Origin of the sequence: Buchnera aphidicola (Uroleucon sonchi) (genome assembly GCF_011035165.1) — a bacterium.
GTDB lineage: Bacteria > Pseudomonadota > Gammaproteobacteria > Enterobacterales > Enterobacteriaceae > Buchnera > Buchnera aphidicola_BE.
On sequence record NZ_CP047588.1, the window covers coordinates 327,772 to 346,153 of the forward strand.

The 18,382-nt window shown below is 25.2% G+C and carries 15 protein-coding genes; 7 read left to right on the top strand and 8 right to left on the bottom strand.

Annotated elements, in window-relative coordinates; all coding sequences use genetic code 11:
• Nucleotides 1–41: 41 nt before the first annotated feature.
• The 5 genes from ihfB to serS form a co-directional block, all read right to left on the bottom strand.
• Nucleotides 42–335 (bottom strand): integration host factor subunit beta, encoded by a 294-nt coding sequence (gene ihfB / locus GUU85_RS01440; protein WP_163119278.1) that lies wholly within the window; start codon nucleotides 333–335, stop codon nucleotides 42–44.
• Between the two features lie 84 nt (nucleotides 336–419).
• On the bottom strand, nucleotides 420–2,099 hold the full coding sequence (gene rpsA, locus GUU85_RS01445) for a 30S ribosomal protein S1 (RefSeq protein WP_163119280.1): 1,680 nt from the start codon (nucleotides 2,097–2,099) through the stop codon (nucleotides 420–422).
• A 489-nt stretch (nucleotides 2,100–2,588) separates the two neighbouring features.
• Nucleotides 2,589–3,872 carry a 3-phosphoshikimate 1-carboxyvinyltransferase gene (gene aroA, locus GUU85_RS01450; RefSeq protein ID WP_163119282.1) on the bottom strand — a complete coding sequence of 428 codons (1,284 nt, stop codon included), beginning with the start codon at nucleotides 3,870–3,872 and terminating at the stop codon, nucleotides 2,589–2,591.
• A 62-nt stretch (nucleotides 3,873–3,934) separates the two neighbouring features.
• Nucleotides 3,935–5,020, bottom strand: a complete 1,086-nt coding sequence (serC, locus tag GUU85_RS01455; RefSeq protein WP_163119284.1) for a 3-phosphoserine/phosphohydroxythreonine transaminase — start codon at nucleotides 5,018–5,020, stop codon at nucleotides 3,935–3,937.
• 37 nt (nucleotides 5,021–5,057) lie between these two features.
• Nucleotides 5,058–6,341 carry a serine--tRNA ligase gene (gene serS, locus GUU85_RS01460; RefSeq protein ID WP_163119286.1) on the bottom strand — a complete coding sequence of 428 codons (1,284 nt, stop codon included), beginning with the start codon at nucleotides 6,339–6,341 and terminating at the stop codon, nucleotides 5,058–5,060.
• Nucleotides 6,342–6,670: 329 nt separating this feature from the next.
• Here serS and trxB point away from each other — a divergent pair, with 329 nt between their 5' ends.
• The 3 genes from trxB to aspS all read left to right on the top strand — a co-directional run bounded on the left by trxB (nucleotide 6,671) and on the right by aspS (nucleotide 9,867).
• The gene (gene trxB / locus GUU85_RS01465; RefSeq protein ID WP_163119288.1) at nucleotides 6,671–7,624 is read left to right on the top strand and encodes a thioredoxin-disulfide reductase; all 954 of its coding nucleotides are present in this window, start codon (nucleotides 6,671–6,673) and stop codon (nucleotides 7,622–7,624) included.
• A gap of 97 nt (nucleotides 7,625–7,721) precedes the next feature.
• A complete protein-coding gene (gene infA, locus GUU85_RS01470) occupies nucleotides 7,722–7,940 on the top strand; it encodes a translation initiation factor IF-1 (RefSeq protein ID WP_163119290.1) in 219 nt (72 codons plus the stop codon).
• Nucleotides 7,941–8,109: 169 nt separating this feature from the next.
• Nucleotides 8,110–9,867: an aspartate--tRNA ligase gene (aspS, locus tag GUU85_RS01475; RefSeq protein ID WP_163119292.1), complete on the top strand. Its 1,758-nt coding sequence runs from the start codon at nucleotides 8,110–8,112 to the stop codon at nucleotides 9,865–9,867.
• 12 nt (nucleotides 9,868–9,879) lie between these two features.
• On the opposite strand, the gene znuB is transcribed toward aspS, so the two are convergent.
• The 3 genes from znuB to pyk all read right to left on the bottom strand — a co-directional run bounded on the left by znuB (nucleotide 9,880) and on the right by pyk (nucleotide 13,122).
• Nucleotides 9,880–10,674, bottom strand: a complete 795-nt coding sequence (znuB, locus tag GUU85_RS01480; protein ID WP_163119293.1) for a zinc ABC transporter permease subunit ZnuB — start codon at nucleotides 10,672–10,674, stop codon at nucleotides 9,880–9,882.
• Between the two features lie 29 nt (nucleotides 10,675–10,703).
• Nucleotides 10,704–11,420 (bottom strand): zinc ABC transporter ATP-binding protein ZnuC, encoded by a 717-nt coding sequence (gene znuC / locus GUU85_RS01485; RefSeq protein ID WP_163119786.1) that lies wholly within the window; start codon nucleotides 11,418–11,420, stop codon nucleotides 10,704–10,706.
• Between the two features lie 259 nt (nucleotides 11,421–11,679).
• Nucleotides 11,680–13,122, bottom strand: a complete 1,443-nt coding sequence (gene pyk, locus GUU85_RS01490; RefSeq protein ID WP_163119294.1) for a pyruvate kinase — start codon at nucleotides 13,120–13,122, stop codon at nucleotides 11,680–11,682.
• Between the two features lie 276 nt (nucleotides 13,123–13,398).
• Between pyk and zwf the strand changes: the two genes are divergently transcribed.
• The 4 genes from zwf (at nucleotide 13,399) to GUU85_RS01510 (ending at nucleotide 18,312) form a co-directional block, all read left to right on the top strand.
• Nucleotides 13,399–14,874 carry a glucose-6-phosphate dehydrogenase gene (gene zwf / locus GUU85_RS01495; RefSeq protein ID WP_163119295.1) on the top strand — a complete coding sequence of 492 codons (1,476 nt, stop codon included), beginning with the start codon at nucleotides 13,399–13,401 and terminating at the stop codon, nucleotides 14,872–14,874.
• A gap of 182 nt (nucleotides 14,875–15,056) precedes the next feature.
• The gene (gene htpX / locus GUU85_RS01500; protein ID WP_163119296.1) at nucleotides 15,057–15,935 is read left to right on the top strand and encodes a protease HtpX; all 879 of its coding nucleotides are present in this window, start codon (nucleotides 15,057–15,059) and stop codon (nucleotides 15,933–15,935) included.
• A gap of 358 nt (nucleotides 15,936–16,293) precedes the next feature.
• The gene (gene cspE, locus GUU85_RS01505; protein WP_163119297.1) at nucleotides 16,294–16,503 is read left to right on the top strand and encodes a transcription antiterminator/RNA stability regulator CspE; all 210 of its coding nucleotides are present in this window, start codon (nucleotides 16,294–16,296) and stop codon (nucleotides 16,501–16,503) included.
• 240 nt (nucleotides 16,504–16,743) lie between these two features.
• Nucleotides 16,744–18,312 (top strand): TerC family protein, encoded by a 1,569-nt coding sequence (locus tag GUU85_RS01510; RefSeq protein ID WP_163119298.1) that lies wholly within the window; start codon nucleotides 16,744–16,746, stop codon nucleotides 18,310–18,312.
• Nucleotides 18,313–18,382 lie beyond the last annotated feature (70 nt).

Sequence of the window (18,382 nt, forward strand, 5' to 3'; positions counted from 1 at the left end):
TTTATAAGAAATATATGAACTTAGTTTCTACTATAAATATTCTAAAATATATTACTTATATTATTAGCTCTATCACGCAATTGTTTTCCTGGTTTAAAATGTGTCACATATCTTGCATTTAATTGCACTATTTTCCCAGTTTTAGGATTTCGACCAGTACGAGATTCACGGTAATGTAAAGAAAAACTACCAAACCCTCGAATTTCAATTCTTTTTCCTTTTGCTAATGACGTTATCATATGTTCTAACATTTCTTTGATAGCATATCTTATTATTTTATTAGAAATATTAATATTATTTTGAGAGATTTTTACAAATAATTCTGATTTCGTCATATTACCTCTACAATTTCTATACTCTGAAAAATAAATTATTTTCCTTATATTAAAAAATAATTTTTTACTTTTTATTAAATAGCTCTATTCAGTATTTTTAGCCGCTTTAAAAGCTGCAGTCATAACATTAGAAAAATCATCATCATTTTTTTGATTCTTAGAGATTGGTGTAATATTTTTTTGCTCATTAGGATCAGGGATACAAATAGTTAAATACACTATTCTATTTTTACGATCAAAACTAGATAATTTAGCAGATACTTTATCTTTTACTTTTAATTGATTTATTACTTTTTCAAAATAGATACGAGGTATATCAGATAATTTTATTATTCCTTCTATATACGATTCAGATAATTGAACAATAATGTTTTTATTATCAATAGATTTTATTTCACCTGTAATAATTTCATTTTTATTACAATTTGTCATATAAATATTAAAAGGATCTTCTTCTAATTGTTTAATTCCTAAAGATATACGTTCTCTTTCAGCATCTACTTGTAAAACAACAGCAGAAATTTCATCGTGTTTTTTATATTTTTTAACTGCTTCTTCTCCAGATATAGTCCAAGAAATATCAGATAAATGCACTAATCCATCAATACCTCCATTTAACCCAATAAAAATACCAAAATCTGTAATAGATTTAATTTTACCTACAACGCGAACACCTTTAGCATGCGTTTCTGAAAATTCTTTCCATGGATTAATTTTACATTGTTTTAATCCTAAAGAAATTCTACGACGTTCTTCGTCAATGTCTAAAACAATAACTTCTACTTTATCATTAACAGAAACTACTTTAGATGGATGAATGTTTTTATTGGTCCAATCCATTTCGGATACATGCACTAAACCTTCTACTCCTTCTTCAATTTCAACAAAACAACCATAATCTGTTAAATTTGTTACTCGTCCATTTAGTTTAGTAGCTTCTGGATAACGTTTAGAAATAGCAATCCATGGATCTTCACTTAACTGTTTTAAACCTAATGATACACGTGTTCTATCGCGATCAAATTTTAAAATTTTTACTTGAATTTCATCACCTACATTAACAATTTCATTAGGATGCTTTACTCGTTTCCAAGCCATATCAGTAATATGTAAAAGACCATCAACTCCCCCTAAATCAACAAAAGCTCCATAATCTGTTAAATTTTTCACAATACCTTTAACATGCATGCCTTCTTGTAAATTTTCTAACAATTGCTCTCTTTCTGCACTATTTGCTGATTCAATAACAGCTCGGCGTGAGACAACAACATTATTACGTTTTTGATCTAATTTAATTACTTTGAATTCTAATTCTTTACCTTCAAGATGTGTTGTTTCTCTCACTGGACGTACATCTACTAAAGAACCAGGCAAAAATGCACGTATATCATTTAATTCAACAGTAAATCCTCCTTTTACTTTACCATTAATGATTCCAGTAATTGTTTCTAAATTATCATGAGCTTTTTCTAATATTAACCATGCTTCATGTCTTTTTGCTTTTTCACGAGATAATAATGTTTCACCGAATCCATCTTCTATTGCGTCTAAAGTTACATCGACTTGATCTCCTACATGAATATCTAAAATGCCTTGAGCATTTTTAAATTGTTCAGTAGGAATTGCGGATTCAGATTTAAGACCTGCATCTACTAACACTATATCTTTTTCTATTGCAACAATAATACCTCGAATAATTGAACCCGGTCTAGTCTTAATCTTTTTTAGCGATTCTTCAAATAATTGAGCAAAAGATTCATTCATATTAATAATATTACAAATTTTTTATTATTTGTTTATTTTAACTTCATGTCAAAATAACCTTATTTATATTATCTTACAATAATCCATATTCAAGAGTATGTTTCTTACAAATATTATATATATTTAGTAATAATTATTTCTATTTTAATAAAGTACTATTACTATTGAAATGTAACAAATTTTGAGAAATTATATAGATAGAATTTAATATTATAACATTTTTGATATGTGTCAAAAAGAAAATAATCGATTTAATTATGTTTATTAAGAGTTTCGATTTGAATGTAAAATGATGATATTTAACGTAATAACTTGTACTATAATATTGTTATTTTAGTTTTTTAAATCCAGTTAGAAAAAATATATTGATGATTATTGCAAGATTATTGTTATACTAATAATATTAAAAATAATATATTGCTTATATAAAGAATAAAATTAAAGAATATTAGCGAAATTATTAATAATATTTTTAATATATAAAATTATTTAATTATGACAAATAGATAAAAAATATTTAAAATAATTTGGAAACGTTTTTGAAACACAATTAGGATTAAGTATATTTACACCAATACCAGATAAACATATAAGTGAAAAACACATAGCAATACGATGATCGTTATAAGTCTCGATATTAGAATATTTAAAATGTTTTGGTGGAGAGATAGATAAAAAATTTTTTCCTTCCTCAACTATAGCTCCAATTTTTCTTAATTCTTGAGTCATAGCAGATAAACGATCAGTTTCTTTAACTCTCCAATTATATATATTTCGAATAATAGTTGTGCCCTGAGCAAATAGAGCAACCATAGCAATAGTCATAGCACTATCAGGTATATGATTCATATCTAAATCTACCGATTGTAATGTATTACGAACACAAGTAATAGAATAATCTTCCCAAAAAATTTTTGCTCCCATTTTTTCTAATACATGAGCAAAGTTAATATCACCTTGAATACTTTTTTTGCCAACACCAACAACTTTAACTTTACCTCCTTTAATTGCAGCTGCAGCTAAAAAATAAGATGCTGAAGATGCATCTCCTTCAATGTTATATTGACCTGGTGTAATATACTTTTGATTACCTTTTATATAAAAAATATTATAAGAATTATGTGTAATATTTACTCCAAAAGATTTTATTAAACTTAATGTAATATCAATATACGGTTTTGAAATTAAACCTTTTTTAATATAAATTGTTGTATCTTTTAAAGCTAGTGGAGAACTAATTAATAATGAAGTTAAAAATTGACTAGAAATATTGCTATTTAAAATAACATCTCCTCCAATAAAACCTCCTTTTGTACGTATTGGAGGATATCCAATATTTTTTTCATATTCAATAACAGCGCCTCCTTGTTTCAATGCATCTACAAGATCTTTAATAGGTCTTTCATGCATTCTATCATCACCACTGAGATATATATTATTATTATTTAGAGATAAAGCAGCAAGAAGCGGTCGAATAGCTGTACCTGCATTACCTAAATTTAGATATAATGATTTAGATATATTAAATGATTGGCCTATACCTAAAACAGAACATCGTTTCTTATCATTAGATAGATTATAATTTATACCTAACTTTTTTAAAGCATTTAACATACACTCAGTATCATGGCTATATAATAAGTTAGTTAAATAAGTAGTGCCTACAGACATAGAAGCGATTAATAAAACTCTATTTGTAATACTTTTAGAACCTGGTAAATCAATAGTTCCATTTACATAAGAAATTGGTTTTAAATCAAAAAAATTTTGCATAATAAATATATACTCGATTAAATAAACATGAAGATAATATATTAAAAATTAAATATATAGTTTTATCCATATCGATTTTCAAAATAAGACATAAATTTTATTAAAGTTTTAATTCCTGTTAATGGCATGGCATTATAAATTGATGCTCTCATACCTCCAACTATACGATGTCCTTTTAAATACTTTAAACCTAATTTATCGGCTTCTTCTAAAAAAATATGATTTAATTGTGGATATTTTAAATAAAATACTACATTCATCATAGATCTGTTTATATCATTAATATTATTAATATAAAAGTCACTTTCATCTATTTTTTTATATAATAAATCTGATTTTTTTTTATTAAGTTTTTCAATATTTTTTAAGCCTCCTTGTTTTTTAAGCCATTTAAACACTAATCCTGATAAATACCAAGAAAATGTAGGAGGTGTATTAAACATAGATTGATGTATTAATATTGTTTTATAATCTAAAATAGAAGGTGATATTTTTGAAAAACATCTAATCATTTTTTCTTTAATAATAATTATAGTAATGCCTGCAGGACCAATATTTTTTTGCGCACCTGCGTAAATAAGATCATAATTATTAACATTAATTACACGAGATAAAATACAAGATGAAAAATCTGCGATAATCACTTTTTTTTCAAATACAGGTTCTTCATAAATAGATAATCCATCTATAGTTTCATTAGGACAATAATGAATATATGCTGAATTTTGATTAATGTTCCATTGACTCATAGGTAAGAGAAATATTTTTTCATCGCATTGTTTTTTAATACAGATTTCACTAGGAGTGCAATATTTTTTAGCTTCTATATAAGCACAATAAGACCAATAACCACTATTAATATAATCTGTTTTTCTTGCACCATTTAATAAATTCATAGGAATAGCAGAAAACTGACCTCTAGCACCACCTTGACAAAATAATACTTTAAAATCATCAGGTATATTTAATAAATCTCTTAAATCTTGCTCTGCTTCTGCAGCAACTTGAATAAATTCTTCACTACGATGACTAATCTCCATAATAGAAGAGCCTGACTGATTCCAATTTTGAAATTCTTCTCTTGCTTTTAACATTACATCTTGTGGCATCATAGCTGGACCAGCACTAAAATTATAAACGATATTCATGTTTACACCAATTATATTATAAGAATTATATTTGTAATTAATTTATAAATTTTAATCCTTGCATATATTTTTTTTGTAGAATTTTAGGAATTTCTACACGACCATCAGAATCTTGATAATTTTCTAAAATAGCCGCTAATGTTCTTCCAATTGCTAAACCAGAACCATTTAATGTATGCACAAAAATATTTTTTTTTTCAGATTTTTTTTTATAACGAGCTTTCATACGACGTGCTTGAAAATCATGCATATTAGAACAAGAGGAAATTTCTCGATATCTTTCTTCTGCAGGAAACCAAACTTCTAAATCATACGTTTTGATAGACGCAAAACCCATTTCTCCTGTACATAATAATATTTTTCTATACGGTAAATTTAATAGTTGTAATACTTTTTCAGCATGATGAGTTAAAGTTTCTAATGCGCTCATAGATTTAGTTGGTTCTACAATTTGAACTAACTCTACTTTATCGAATTGATGTAATCGAATTAATCCTTTGGTATCACGTCCATACGAAGACGCTTCTGAACGAAAACAAGGAGTATGTGCTGTCAACATAATAGGCAAATCATGTTCATTTATTATTTTATTATAGACTAAATTAGTTAGTGGCACTTCTCCAGTAGGAATTAATATATATTTTTTTTTATCTAAATCCGTTATATGAAATAAATCATTAGTAAATTTAGGCAGTTGTCCAGTTCCATATAATGCTTGAGGATGCACTAAATAAGGAACATATGTCTCTGTATAACCATGATTTAAAGTATGTAAATCTAACATAAATTGACTTAATGCTCTATGTAAAAGAGCTATTTCCCCTGTCATTGTAACAAATCGTGAACCTGACATTTTAGATGCAGATTCTAAATCTAATTGATTAAATTTTTGACCAATTGCTACATGATCTTGAACAGGAAAATTATATTTTCTTTTTTTTCCCCAATATTTAATTTCTTTATTATAAATTGGAGAATTACCTTCTGGTACATCATCTGAAGGAATATTCGGTATACACATAGAAAAATTATAAATTTCGTCTTTTAAATTTTTAAGTCGAGTTTGTAAAAGCTGTACATTTTTTGATGATTCTATAAGAATATTTTTTAAATTTGACTGTTCATTTGTATTTTCTTTAGATTTTTTAAGCAAATTTGATAATGAATTGTGTTTAAATTGTAAATTTTCAGTTTCAATTTGTAATTTTTTTCGACAATCTTCTAAAGAAGATATTTTTTTAATATCTAATATATAACCTTTTTTTAATAATTTTTGAGCAACTAAATGTAATTCATGTCTTAATAAATATGGATTTAACATAACATGTTTTCTCTTTTAAAATTACAAAAAATATTATAAACAATTTATTGTATAATTTCTTATTATAAAATCAGTATAATATTAAAGTTTAAATTTAATAATTTTTTATTAAAATTAAATATTAAGATGTATTGTTAAAATTTAAACAATAAAAATTATTTAATAATAAATAATTTTATAATAAAGTTATTAACTTTAATCAATGATATTATTATTGTTTTTGAAAAATTATTTTATTAAACAATTAATAATTCAAGTGTAAAAAATACAATATATATTGTATGATACTTACATTAATCATAACAAAATTTATTTTAGAAAAATAAAATATGAATAAGATAAAACATAATAAAATAATTATTTTAGGTTCTGGCCCGGCTGGATATACTGCTGCAATATATGCTTCACGAGCAAATTTGCATCCTATTTTAATTACTGGAACCAATCAAGGGGGTCAGTTAATGAATACTAGCGAAATTGAAAATTGGCCTGGAGATACAAAAAAAATTAGTGGATCAGAACTAATGAATAGAATGTATCAACATGCTAAAAATCTAAATACTGAGGTAATATCTGACAATATAATAAAAGTCAATTTTAAACAAAAACCTTTTTATTTAAAAGGAGAACAACATGAATATACTTCGGATACAGTAATTATTGCTACTGGTGCTACCCCAAGGTATTTAGGATTAGAGTCAGAAAAACTATTTCAAGGAAAGGGAGTTTCAACGTGCGCAGTATGCGATGGTTTTTTTTATAAAGATCAAGAAGTTGCAGTAGTAGGAGGTGGTAATACAGCCATAGAAGAAGTATTGTATTTATCAAATTTTGTTAAAAAAATACATTTAATACATCGCAGAACAAATTTCAGCGCTGAAAAAATTTTATTAGATAGACTAGAAAAACAACTAAAAAATAAAAAAATTATTACTTATTTTAATTCTACTATAACAGAAATATTAGGAGATAGTAATGGAGTAACAGATATTATAATTAAAAATAGTCAAGCAACAAAAAAATTAAAAGTTAAAGTATCTGGATTATTTGTAGCTATTGGATATATTCCTAATACAAATATATTTGTAAATGAATTAAAAATAAAAAATGGTTATATTCAAGTACAAAAAGGTGTTCATGGAAACTATACACAAACAAGCATACCGGGTATATTTGCCGCAGGAGATGTCATTGATCATGTATACAAACAAGCAATTACATCATCTGCTAGTGGATGTATGGCCGCCTTAGATAGTGAGCGTTATATAAATTCATTAATATAAAAATAATTTTTTTTATATTATTAAAAATATACTAGTCAATTTGACTAGTATCTGTTAATATTAATAATATAATATTAAATTTTTAATAAGAAAAAAAATGTCAAAAGAAGATAATATTGAAATGCAAGGAACCGTAATAGATACACTTCCTAATACTATGTTTCGTGTAGAATTAGAAAATAAACATATTATTACTGCGCATATTTCAGGAAAAATGAGAAAAAATTATATTCGAATATTAACTGGAGATAAAGTCACTGTAGAATTAACCCCTTATGATTTAACGAAAGGAAGAATTATTTTCAGGAGTCGTTAACATTTAAAAAATTCAATATAATAATTAATATTTTGAAATATCAATTATCTTCTAAAATAAAATTCATTTCTTAATCACTTATCTATTCATTATCTACTTATAAAAAAATAAAAAATCAATTATATTTTTATTACTACATGAGATATGTTTAAAATTTTAAAGAGAACTTATGCGTACTCAATATTGCGGAAATATTCGAATTAATGATTTAAATAAAACAGTTAGATTATGTGGTTGGGTGCATAATATACGAAATTTTAGTCATTTTATTTTTATTGACATGAGAGATTGTACAGGTTTGATTCAAATTATTTGCACATTAAAGAACAAAAAAATTTTTAATAAAGCATTAAGTTTAAAACATGAATTTTGTATTCAAATTGCTGGTATAGTACAAAACAGATCCGAAAAAAATATAAATAAAAATATGAAGACTGGAGAGATAGAAATTTTAGCAAATACATTAAATATTTTAAATGCTTCTGAAGCTTTACCAATAAATTATAAAATTGATAACAATAATGATCTAAGATTAAAATATAGATATTTAGATTTACGAAATTTAAATATCTTTGAAAATCTAAAAACAAGGAATAACATTACTTATTTAATAAGACAATTTTTAACAAAAAAAAAATTTTTAGATATTGAAACTCCAATTCTTACAAAATCTACACCTGAAGGAGCTAGAGATTATTTAGTTCCTAGTCGTAATCATCATGGAAAATTTTACGCATTACCGCAATCTCCACAGTTATTTAAACAAATGTTAATGATTTCTTGTATTGATAAATATTATCAAATAGTTAAATGTTTTCGTGATGAAGATTTACGTTCAGATCGTCAACCAGAATTCACGCAAATTGATATCGAAGTCTCTTTTATGAATTCTAAAAAATTACGTAATTTAATTGAAAAAATGATAGTACATATATGGTCAAAAATTATTCATGTTAAGTTATCAAAATTTCCTGTAATATCTTACGATGAATCAATCAAAAAATATGGTTCAGACAAACCAGATTTAAGAAACCCAATTGAAATTATTGATATATATGATATATTTAATAATGAAAAATCTATTTCGTTTTTTAATCTAAATATTAAAAAAAATAATCGAATAGCACTATTATGTATTCCTAAAGGTGCCCATTTAAGTCGAAAAAAAATTGATTATTATACAGAATATGTAAAACAATATGGTGCTAAAAAATTATTTTATATTAAAATAATAAATGATAATTTTAATAACAATACTGTATCTAGTTCTATTAAAAATATATTAGATACTGTAATTTTAAAAAAAATACTTAAAATAAGTAAAGCTCACATTGGAGATATTTTATTTTTAATAGCTGATGAAAAATATATTGTTAATCAATCTCTTAATATGTTGCGTTTAAAGTTAGGTAATGATTTAAAAATTACTAATCAAAATAGTTGGGAGCCTGTATGGATTATTAATTTTCCTATGTTTCAGAAAAATGCTCAAGGAAAATTTGATCCAGTTCATCATCCCTTTACAGCCATGAAAGATATAGATATAAATCAATTAAAAAATGCACCAAATCTAGCAATTTCAGATAGTTATGATCTAGTAATAAATGGTTATGAAATCGGTGGAGGTTCTGTTCGAATTCATAATGCTTCAATACAAAAACAAGTTTTTGATATAATTGGAATTGATCCATATACGCAATATCAACAATTTGGTTTTTTAATAGAAGCATTAAAATATGGTGCTCCTCCACATGCAGGAATAGCTTTAGGTTTAGATAGAATAGTCATGTTATTAACAAATAGCAAAAATATTAGAGATGTAATTGCTTTTCCTAAAACCACATCAGCAACTTGTCTAATGACTAATTCTCCTAGTATAATTGAAAAATCAATATTACAAGAACTATCTATACAAGTACTACAATGAGTATAATATATTTTATTTATAAAAAAAATATTTTCTTATATTGCTTATCAAACATAAAAAAGAAGAAAATAGCACAATAGATGGACTTGTAGGTGTATGAGCATAAAAAGAAAATATTATGCCTCCTGTAACAGATATAATACTAACTAAAATAGAAATAATGACCATATTTTCTGGTGAATTAGAAAAATGTTGTGCTGTAGCAGGGGGAATAATTAATAATGAAGTGATCAATAATGCTCCTACAAATTTAATAGATATAGAAATATTTAATGCAATTATTAACATAATAATTAAACGAGCATAAAAAATATTTATACCATCTGCTTGAGCTAATTCTTCATTAATAGTTGCAGATAAAATATAATTCCAATAATAATATAAAATACTTAGTATAATTATACTATTTATAACAATAATAATTAAATCATATTTTGTAACAGCTAAAAGATCTCCAAACAAATAATGTGTAACATCGATTCTATGATTATTTGATATGATACTCATTAAAATAATACCCAAAGATAATGTGCTATGCGAAATAATATTTAATATCGTATCTATAGCAAACGGTAATAATGTTTCTAACCATGCCAAAATAATTGCAAGTATGCTCATTAGAAGAAATAAAGAAAAAAATGAATTAATATTAAAAATAATAGATATTGCAATACCTAAAATAGATGAATGCGATAAAGTATCACCAAAGGATGCCATACGTCTCCATAACACAAATGAACCTAATGCAGCTGTAGTTAAAGAAAGAATTACACCTGTTAACCATCCCAAAAAAATCAGTTTAAACATAATATTACTCTTTTATTGCTAAAATTTATTTAAAAATTATGAATATGATTATGATGATGTTGGTAAAATGCTAATTTTTTAAAATCTTTTGATCCAAAAATAGCAATAAATTCTAAATTATTACATACAGTCTCTGGGGCTCCAGAACAACAAATATGATTATTTAAACAAATTACCTTATCTGTCTCGGAGGTTACAAAATTTAAATCATGAGAAACTAAAAGTATTGAACATTTTAATTCATGACGAATATCATTAATTAATTGGTATAAAGTTGATTGTCCTATCACATCTAAACCCTGCATAGGCTCGTCTAAAATAATTAAATTAGGTTTATTTAATAAGGCTTTTGCTAAAAGAATTCTCTGTGTTTCTCCTCCCGATAACTCTTGTAATTGTCTGTATTTTAACGCATCTGCATTTACACGTGCTAACATTTTTGATATATTGATGTTATTTTGAGTTTGAGATAATTGCATAAAACGATTTACGGTAATTGGCAACAAGTAATTTAAAGATAATTTTTGCGGTACATATCCTATAGATAAATTCTCTTTACGTAAAATTGTACCAGAATGAGGTTTAATTAATCCTAAAATTACACGTATTAAAGTAGATTTACCTGCTCCGTTAGGACCAATTAAAGTCAAAACTTGATTAGAATTTAAAGATAACGTAATATCTGTAAGAACAGAACGATTAGATAAATTGACATAAATATTTTTTAATTGAATAAAATTAGACATATTTTTTAATTTGTTTCGAATAAATATATTTTTTAAACAAACCATTATTAGTTATACAATAAATGATTATTATTCTAGTTTATTAGTATAGTAAAACATGATAGAATTATTTGATATATTTTATTTTATTATTTCAATATTATTAAAATAATTAATTGATTATTTTTATAATCGTAAAATTTTTATTAATTATTTAATATAATCATAATCATTTTTTAATAATTTTTTTAACATATTCATTAATTTATAATAATTTAAGTTATGTAACTTGCAAAATTCTACTAGTATTAGTTTTTCCGGATTGTCCCATAATGTCACCTTGCGTTATAATAACTAAATCACCACTAATTAAAAATCCTTTATTACATAAAAGAACAATTGCTTCATGTGCAGATTTAAACCCATCGTTTTTACTGTTAAAATATATTGGAGTCACTCCTCGATATAAAGTGGTTAATTTTAGCGTTTTTATGTTTTTTGATAAAGCAAAAATAGGTAATCCTGATGTGATACGCGATGTCATAAGTGCAGTTTTGCCAGATTCGGTCATAATAACAATAGCTTTAATACCTTTTAAATGATTGGCAACATACATAGCTGACATCGCAATAGCTTCTTCAATATCATTAAATTGTATATTTAATCGATGTCTAGAAACATTAATGCTTGGAACTTTTTCTGCTCCTTCGCAAATTTTTGCCATTTTTATAATAGTCTCTGATGGATATTTACCGGATGCTGTTTCTGCTGATAGCATAACAGCATCACTACCATCTAATACAGCATTTGCAACATCCATTACTTCTGCACGTGTAGGTAATGGATTAGTAATCATAGATTCCATCATTTGAGTTGCTGTGATTACTATTTTATTTAATTGTCTAGATGTTTTAATTAATTTCTTTTGCACTCCTGCAAGTTCATAATCACCGATTTCTACTCCTAAATCTCCTCGAGCAATCATAATTGCATCTGACGCTAAAATAATATCTTCGATTGCATGTTGATTTACTACAACTTCTGCACGTTCTATTTTTGCTATAATTTTAGCATTACTACCAGATCGTTCAACTAACTTGCGTGCCTGCTTTAAATCATCACTACATCTAGGGAAAGATATTGCTAAATAATCTACATCAATTTCTGTTGCAAGTATAATATCTTTTTTATCTTTATCTGTTAAAACATTAGCAGATAAACCTCCTCCTAATTTATTAATACCTTTATTATTTGAAAGAAATCCTCCTATGATTACTTTGGTAATTACCTCATGGTCAGTGACTTTTATAACTTTTAACTGTATCTTACCATCATCTAATAATAATATATCATTAACTGATACATCATTAGATAAATTTTTATAATCGATTCCTACACGCTCTTGAGTACCTAGAACATCTTCCAAACTCGTATCTAATATAAAAATATCATCAATATTTAAAAAAACATGATTGTTTTTAAATTTAGAAATACGAATTTTAGGTCCTTGTAAATCACCAAGCAATGCAATATGACAACTTAAATTTTTCGTAATTTTTTTTACTTGATTTGCTCTATACTTGTGTTCATTAGCTGAACCATGAGAAAAGTTAAATCTTAAGACATTTACTCCAGATCGAATAATTTTTTCAAGATTATTATTGATATCTGTAGATGGACCTAAAGTAGCTATAATTTTTGTTCTTCTTAAGCGATTTAACATAAAATACACCTTTTAAAACATGTATAAATAAATTTTATTGATACATAAATTATTAATAAATAAAAGAAAATATTTTTTATTTATTAAATTATTAAGAAAAATGTAGTAATTAATTTAAAAATAATATTATTAAATGATATTATATTTTTAAAAAAAAATATATATAGAATAACACTAATAAATAACAATTTAATAAAATTAAAGTAAAGACAATTTTTTTTGAATTATTATATTAAATATTCACAATCTATATTCAAATTTTTAAAAGAGAATACTATGACAACAGAAAAAAACCAAGCTTGTGATTTAGTAATTTTTGGTGCTAAGGGAGACTTAACGAAGAGAAAACTATTGCCTGCTTTATATAAATTAGAAAAGTTACGTAAATTACATAAAAGCACACGTATTATTGCAACAGGACGGGCTAATTGGAATACAGAAGATTATATAAAAATAATAAAAAAATCAATAAAAACATTTTTAAAAGAAGACATTCAAGATCATATTTGGACGCAATTTAGTAGTCGTATATTCTTTCATAATATTAATGTTTATGAAATATTACATTTTAAAAAATTAAAAAAAATATTAGTAAAACAGAATAATATAATTATTTATTATTGCGCTACTCCTCCTGAAACATTAAATGCTATTTTTTTAGGTTTAGGAAGTACACATTTAAATTTTCCATCATCACGTATTATTTTAGAAAAACCATTAGGAGTTTCTTTAAAAACATCACAAATCATTAATAATCAAATTTCTAAATATTTTTCAGAAAAGCAAATATTTCGTATTGATCACTATCTTGGAAAAGAATCAATACTTAACCTATTTTCTTTGCGCTTTGCTAATTCCCTATTATTTCATACTTGGAATAATACAATCATTGACCATATTCAAATCACTGTTTCTGAAGAAGTTGGAATTGAAGATCGATGGAACTATTTTGATAAAATAGGACAAACTAGAGATATGGTACAAAATCATCTTTTACAACTATTAACCATCATTACTATGGATCAACCTAAAAATATTCAATCTGAAAATATTCGAAATGAAAAAGTAAAAATATTACGTTCACTAAATCCAATTAATTTAGATAATATTAATCAGTTTACTGTTAGAGGTCAATATTCTTCCGGAGTAATTAGAGAAAAAAAAGTGCCTTCTTATTTGAAAGAAAATGGTGCAAATAAATATAGTCAAACTGAAACATTTGTTGCTATGCAAATAAATTTAAATCATGAAAAATGGTTAGGCGTACCATTTTATTTAAGAACAGGAAAACGTTTAGCTCATAAATATTCTGAAATAGTGATTGTTTTTAAAAAAAATCCTATAAACTTATTCATAGATTCTAATATAGAATTATTATCAAATAAGTTAATAATTCGTTTAGAACCGAATCCAAATATTCAATATGATATTTTAAATAAAACTCCAAGTTTGCAAAATAAATATAAATTAGAAATTCTTACATTAAAATCTAATAATATCAATCAAGAAAATTCTAAAAATTTAATTGATGCATATGAAAGATTATTACTAGAAAGTATGAGAGGTATACAAGCATTATTTGTATCCCGTGATGAAGTAGAAGAATCATGGAAATGGATCGACTCAATATTAGATGGATGGAAAAATATAAAAAATGATAATCTTCAATTATATAAAGCTGGCAGTTGGGGCCCTAAAAATGCTAATATACTACTATCTTATAATAATCATACTTGGCATAAATTTCAATAAAATTATCTAAAATAAATTATCAATCTTGACTTAATAAAGACAAATATGATAGGTTTCTCTGTATATTATAATATATCTTGTGATATATTGGATATTTTTTTAAAATTATATAATATTCAAATCTTTATAAATTTAAATTTCTTTCAGATATTTTTGTTTCTAATCGAGGCAGATAATATATTATGATGCGAATTATTCTTTTTTTGTTCACTAACTTAGCAGTAATGTTTATATTTGGTCTGATTTTAAATTTTACAGGAATTCAGTCCAATAGTATTTATGGTTTATTAATTATATCGAGTTTATTTGGTTTTAGTGGATCATTATTATCTTTATTTCTCTCTAAATGGCTTGCATTAAAATCAGTTAATGGTGAAATTATTGCTCATCCTCGAAATGATATAGAAAATTGGTTGATTAATATAGTTAAAGAACAGTCGATTAAAAAAGGTATTGTTATGCCTCAAGTTGCCATTTATAATGCTGCTGATATAAATGCATTTGCAACGGGAGCGCGTCGAAATTCTGCTTTAATTGCTGTGTCTACAGGACTATTAGATAATATGACTCCTGATGAAGCAGAGGCAATTATTGCTCATGAAATTAGTCATATTTCTAATGGCGATATGATTACTATGACTTTAATACAAGGTGTAATAAATACTTTTGTTATTTTTGCATCTCGATTACTTTCTCAAATTATAAGTAATATTATATCAAATAATCGTAACGAAAATAATGGTGAAGAAAAAAATTCTTTCACATATTTTTTTGTTTCTACTGCTCTTGAATTAGTTTTTGGTATTTTAGCAAGTATGATTACTATGTGGTTTTCTAGACATCGTGAATTTTATGCAGATGCTAGTTCTGCAAATATGGTAGGTCGTGATAAAATGATTTCTGCATTAAATCGTTTAAAAATTAGCTATCCACCAAAAGAATCTGATAGTATAATTGCATTTTGTGTTAATGGTAAATCTGATTCGTTTTTAAAATTATTTTCATCACATCCTACTTTGGACAAAAGAATAAAAGCACTAAAAAATAAAGAATATATGTAAAAAAACAATAACATATAATTCTCTTAATAGAAATATATTTCAATATTTCTATTAAGTTAACATTTTGCTAAACTATTTTCGTTCAATAAATTTAAACTTGACTTTACATATAAAAATAATTTAATATATAAAATATTATTCTTTTTATTCATAAAATTTGCATTACATAATTAATTTTAACGATAAAAATAAGTTACAATTCTGTTTATGCATGAAATATTAAAATTCAAAAGTTTAGAATAAAGATGTTGAAATAAGCTTCTCTTGGCCAATCTTAAATTCATGCCCATACAGTAATGTTTCTTTTTTATCCATACATTAGTGATAAAACGAATTAAATATTCTAAAGGATATAAAAATGACTAAGATTAAAGGTCAAGTTAAGTGGTTCAACGAATCTAAAGGTTTTGGTTTTATTACACCAATAGACGGTAGTAAAGATGTTTTTGTACATTTTTCTTCTATTCAAGGAGACGGATTCAAAACATTAACAGAAGGGCAAAATGTTGAATTTGAAGTCCAGGATGGACCAAAAGGTCCAGCAGCAATAAATGTATTTTCTATATAAAAATAATATTAAATTTACTTAAATGTCAAAGTCTTCTATTGAAAAATCAGAAGACTTTATTTTTTATCTGTATACACAATAAAATTGATATTCTAATTAACACATAAAATATTTTATATCATTTAAAAATAAATAACTTCATAAATTTATTCTCTCAAAATATTATCTTATGACCTATTTTATCAAAAACATTTAATCTTCTATAATATAGATATACCCTATTTTCTATGGAGTTTGCTAATGGAGTTTTTTTTAGCCCCATCAACTTGGGCTGGATTATTAACACTAGTTATCTTAGAAGTAGTATTAGGAATTGATAATTTAATATTTGTAGCAATTTTATCAGAAAAATTACCTCCTAATCAAAGAGATAAAGCGCGTTTAATTGGTTTAGGATTAGCTTTAATTATGCGTTTAGCACTACTATCATTAATATCTTGGGTAGCTACTCTTAATTCTCCTATTATTCATAATAGATTTTTTGCCTTATCAATACGTGATATCATTCTTTTATGTGGTGGTTTTTTTTTATTATTTAAAACTACAATTGAACTACATGAAAGATTAGAAAATAATGGTCATGAAAATTCAGAAAATAAAAATTATGCAAGTTTTTGGCCTGTAGTAATACAGATAGTTATATTAGATGCAGTGTTTTCTTTAGATGCAATTATAACAGCCGTAGGAATGATTAATGACTTATTAATTATGATGATGGCAGTGATTATAGCAACAATACTTATGTCGTTTGCATCTAAAAAACTAACTAGTTTTGTTAATCTACATCAAACAGTAGTTGTTTTATGTCTCAGCTTTTTACTGATGATAGGTTTTAGTTTAGTTACAGAAGCATTAAAATTTTGTATTCCAAAAGGATATTTATATGCTGCAATAGGATTTTCTATATTAATTGAAATTTTTAATCAAATTGCAAGTCATAATTTTATGAAAAATCAATCTAGACGACCTATGAGACAAAGAGCAGCAGAAGCTATTCTGCGTTTAATGACTAAAGAAAAAAATAAAAACAACAACGCTAATAATACAATACCACATAATAAAAAAGAAATTACTTCTTCTACATATAATTCAGATAAAGAAGCATTTAAGGAAGAAGAAAGATACATGATTAATAGTGTACTTACATTAGCTGGTCGTTCTATTAGAAGTATTATGACGCCGAGAAATAATATTTCTTGGGTAAATACAGAAAAAAATATTGATGAAATTCGTATACAATTATTAGATACTCCTCATAGTTTATTTCCAGTATGCAAAGGAGAATTAGATGAAATAATAGGTATTGTACGTGCTAAAGAGTTATTAATTGCTATTGAAAAAAAAATAGATGTATATACTTTTGCAAAAACAATTCCTCCTATTATCATACCAGATACACTTGATCCAATTGATCTTTTAGGTGTGTTACGCCGCTCCCAAGGAAGTTTTGTAATTGTGAGTAATGAATTTGGTGTTGTACAAGGATTAATTACTCCATTAGATGTCTTAGAGGCAATAGCAGGAGAATTTCCAGATGCCGATGAAACACCTGATATTATATATGAAAATAATAGCTGGTTAGTAAAAGGTGAAACAGATTTACATTCTTTACAACAACTACTACATACTGAAAAATTAATTCAAGAAAAAAATTATGCTTCCTTAGGAGGATTATTAATTGCTCAAAAAGGCCAATTACCTATCCCTGGAGAAGTAATTTATATTGATCCTTTTTATTTTCATATTATTAAAGCAACAGAATATCGAATTGATTTAGTAAGAATTATAAAAAATAAAGATATGCATTGATAGCTGTCAATAATTTGAATATTATTATAAATTTGTTTAAATGACTAATAAAATTAAATTAATACTTTGA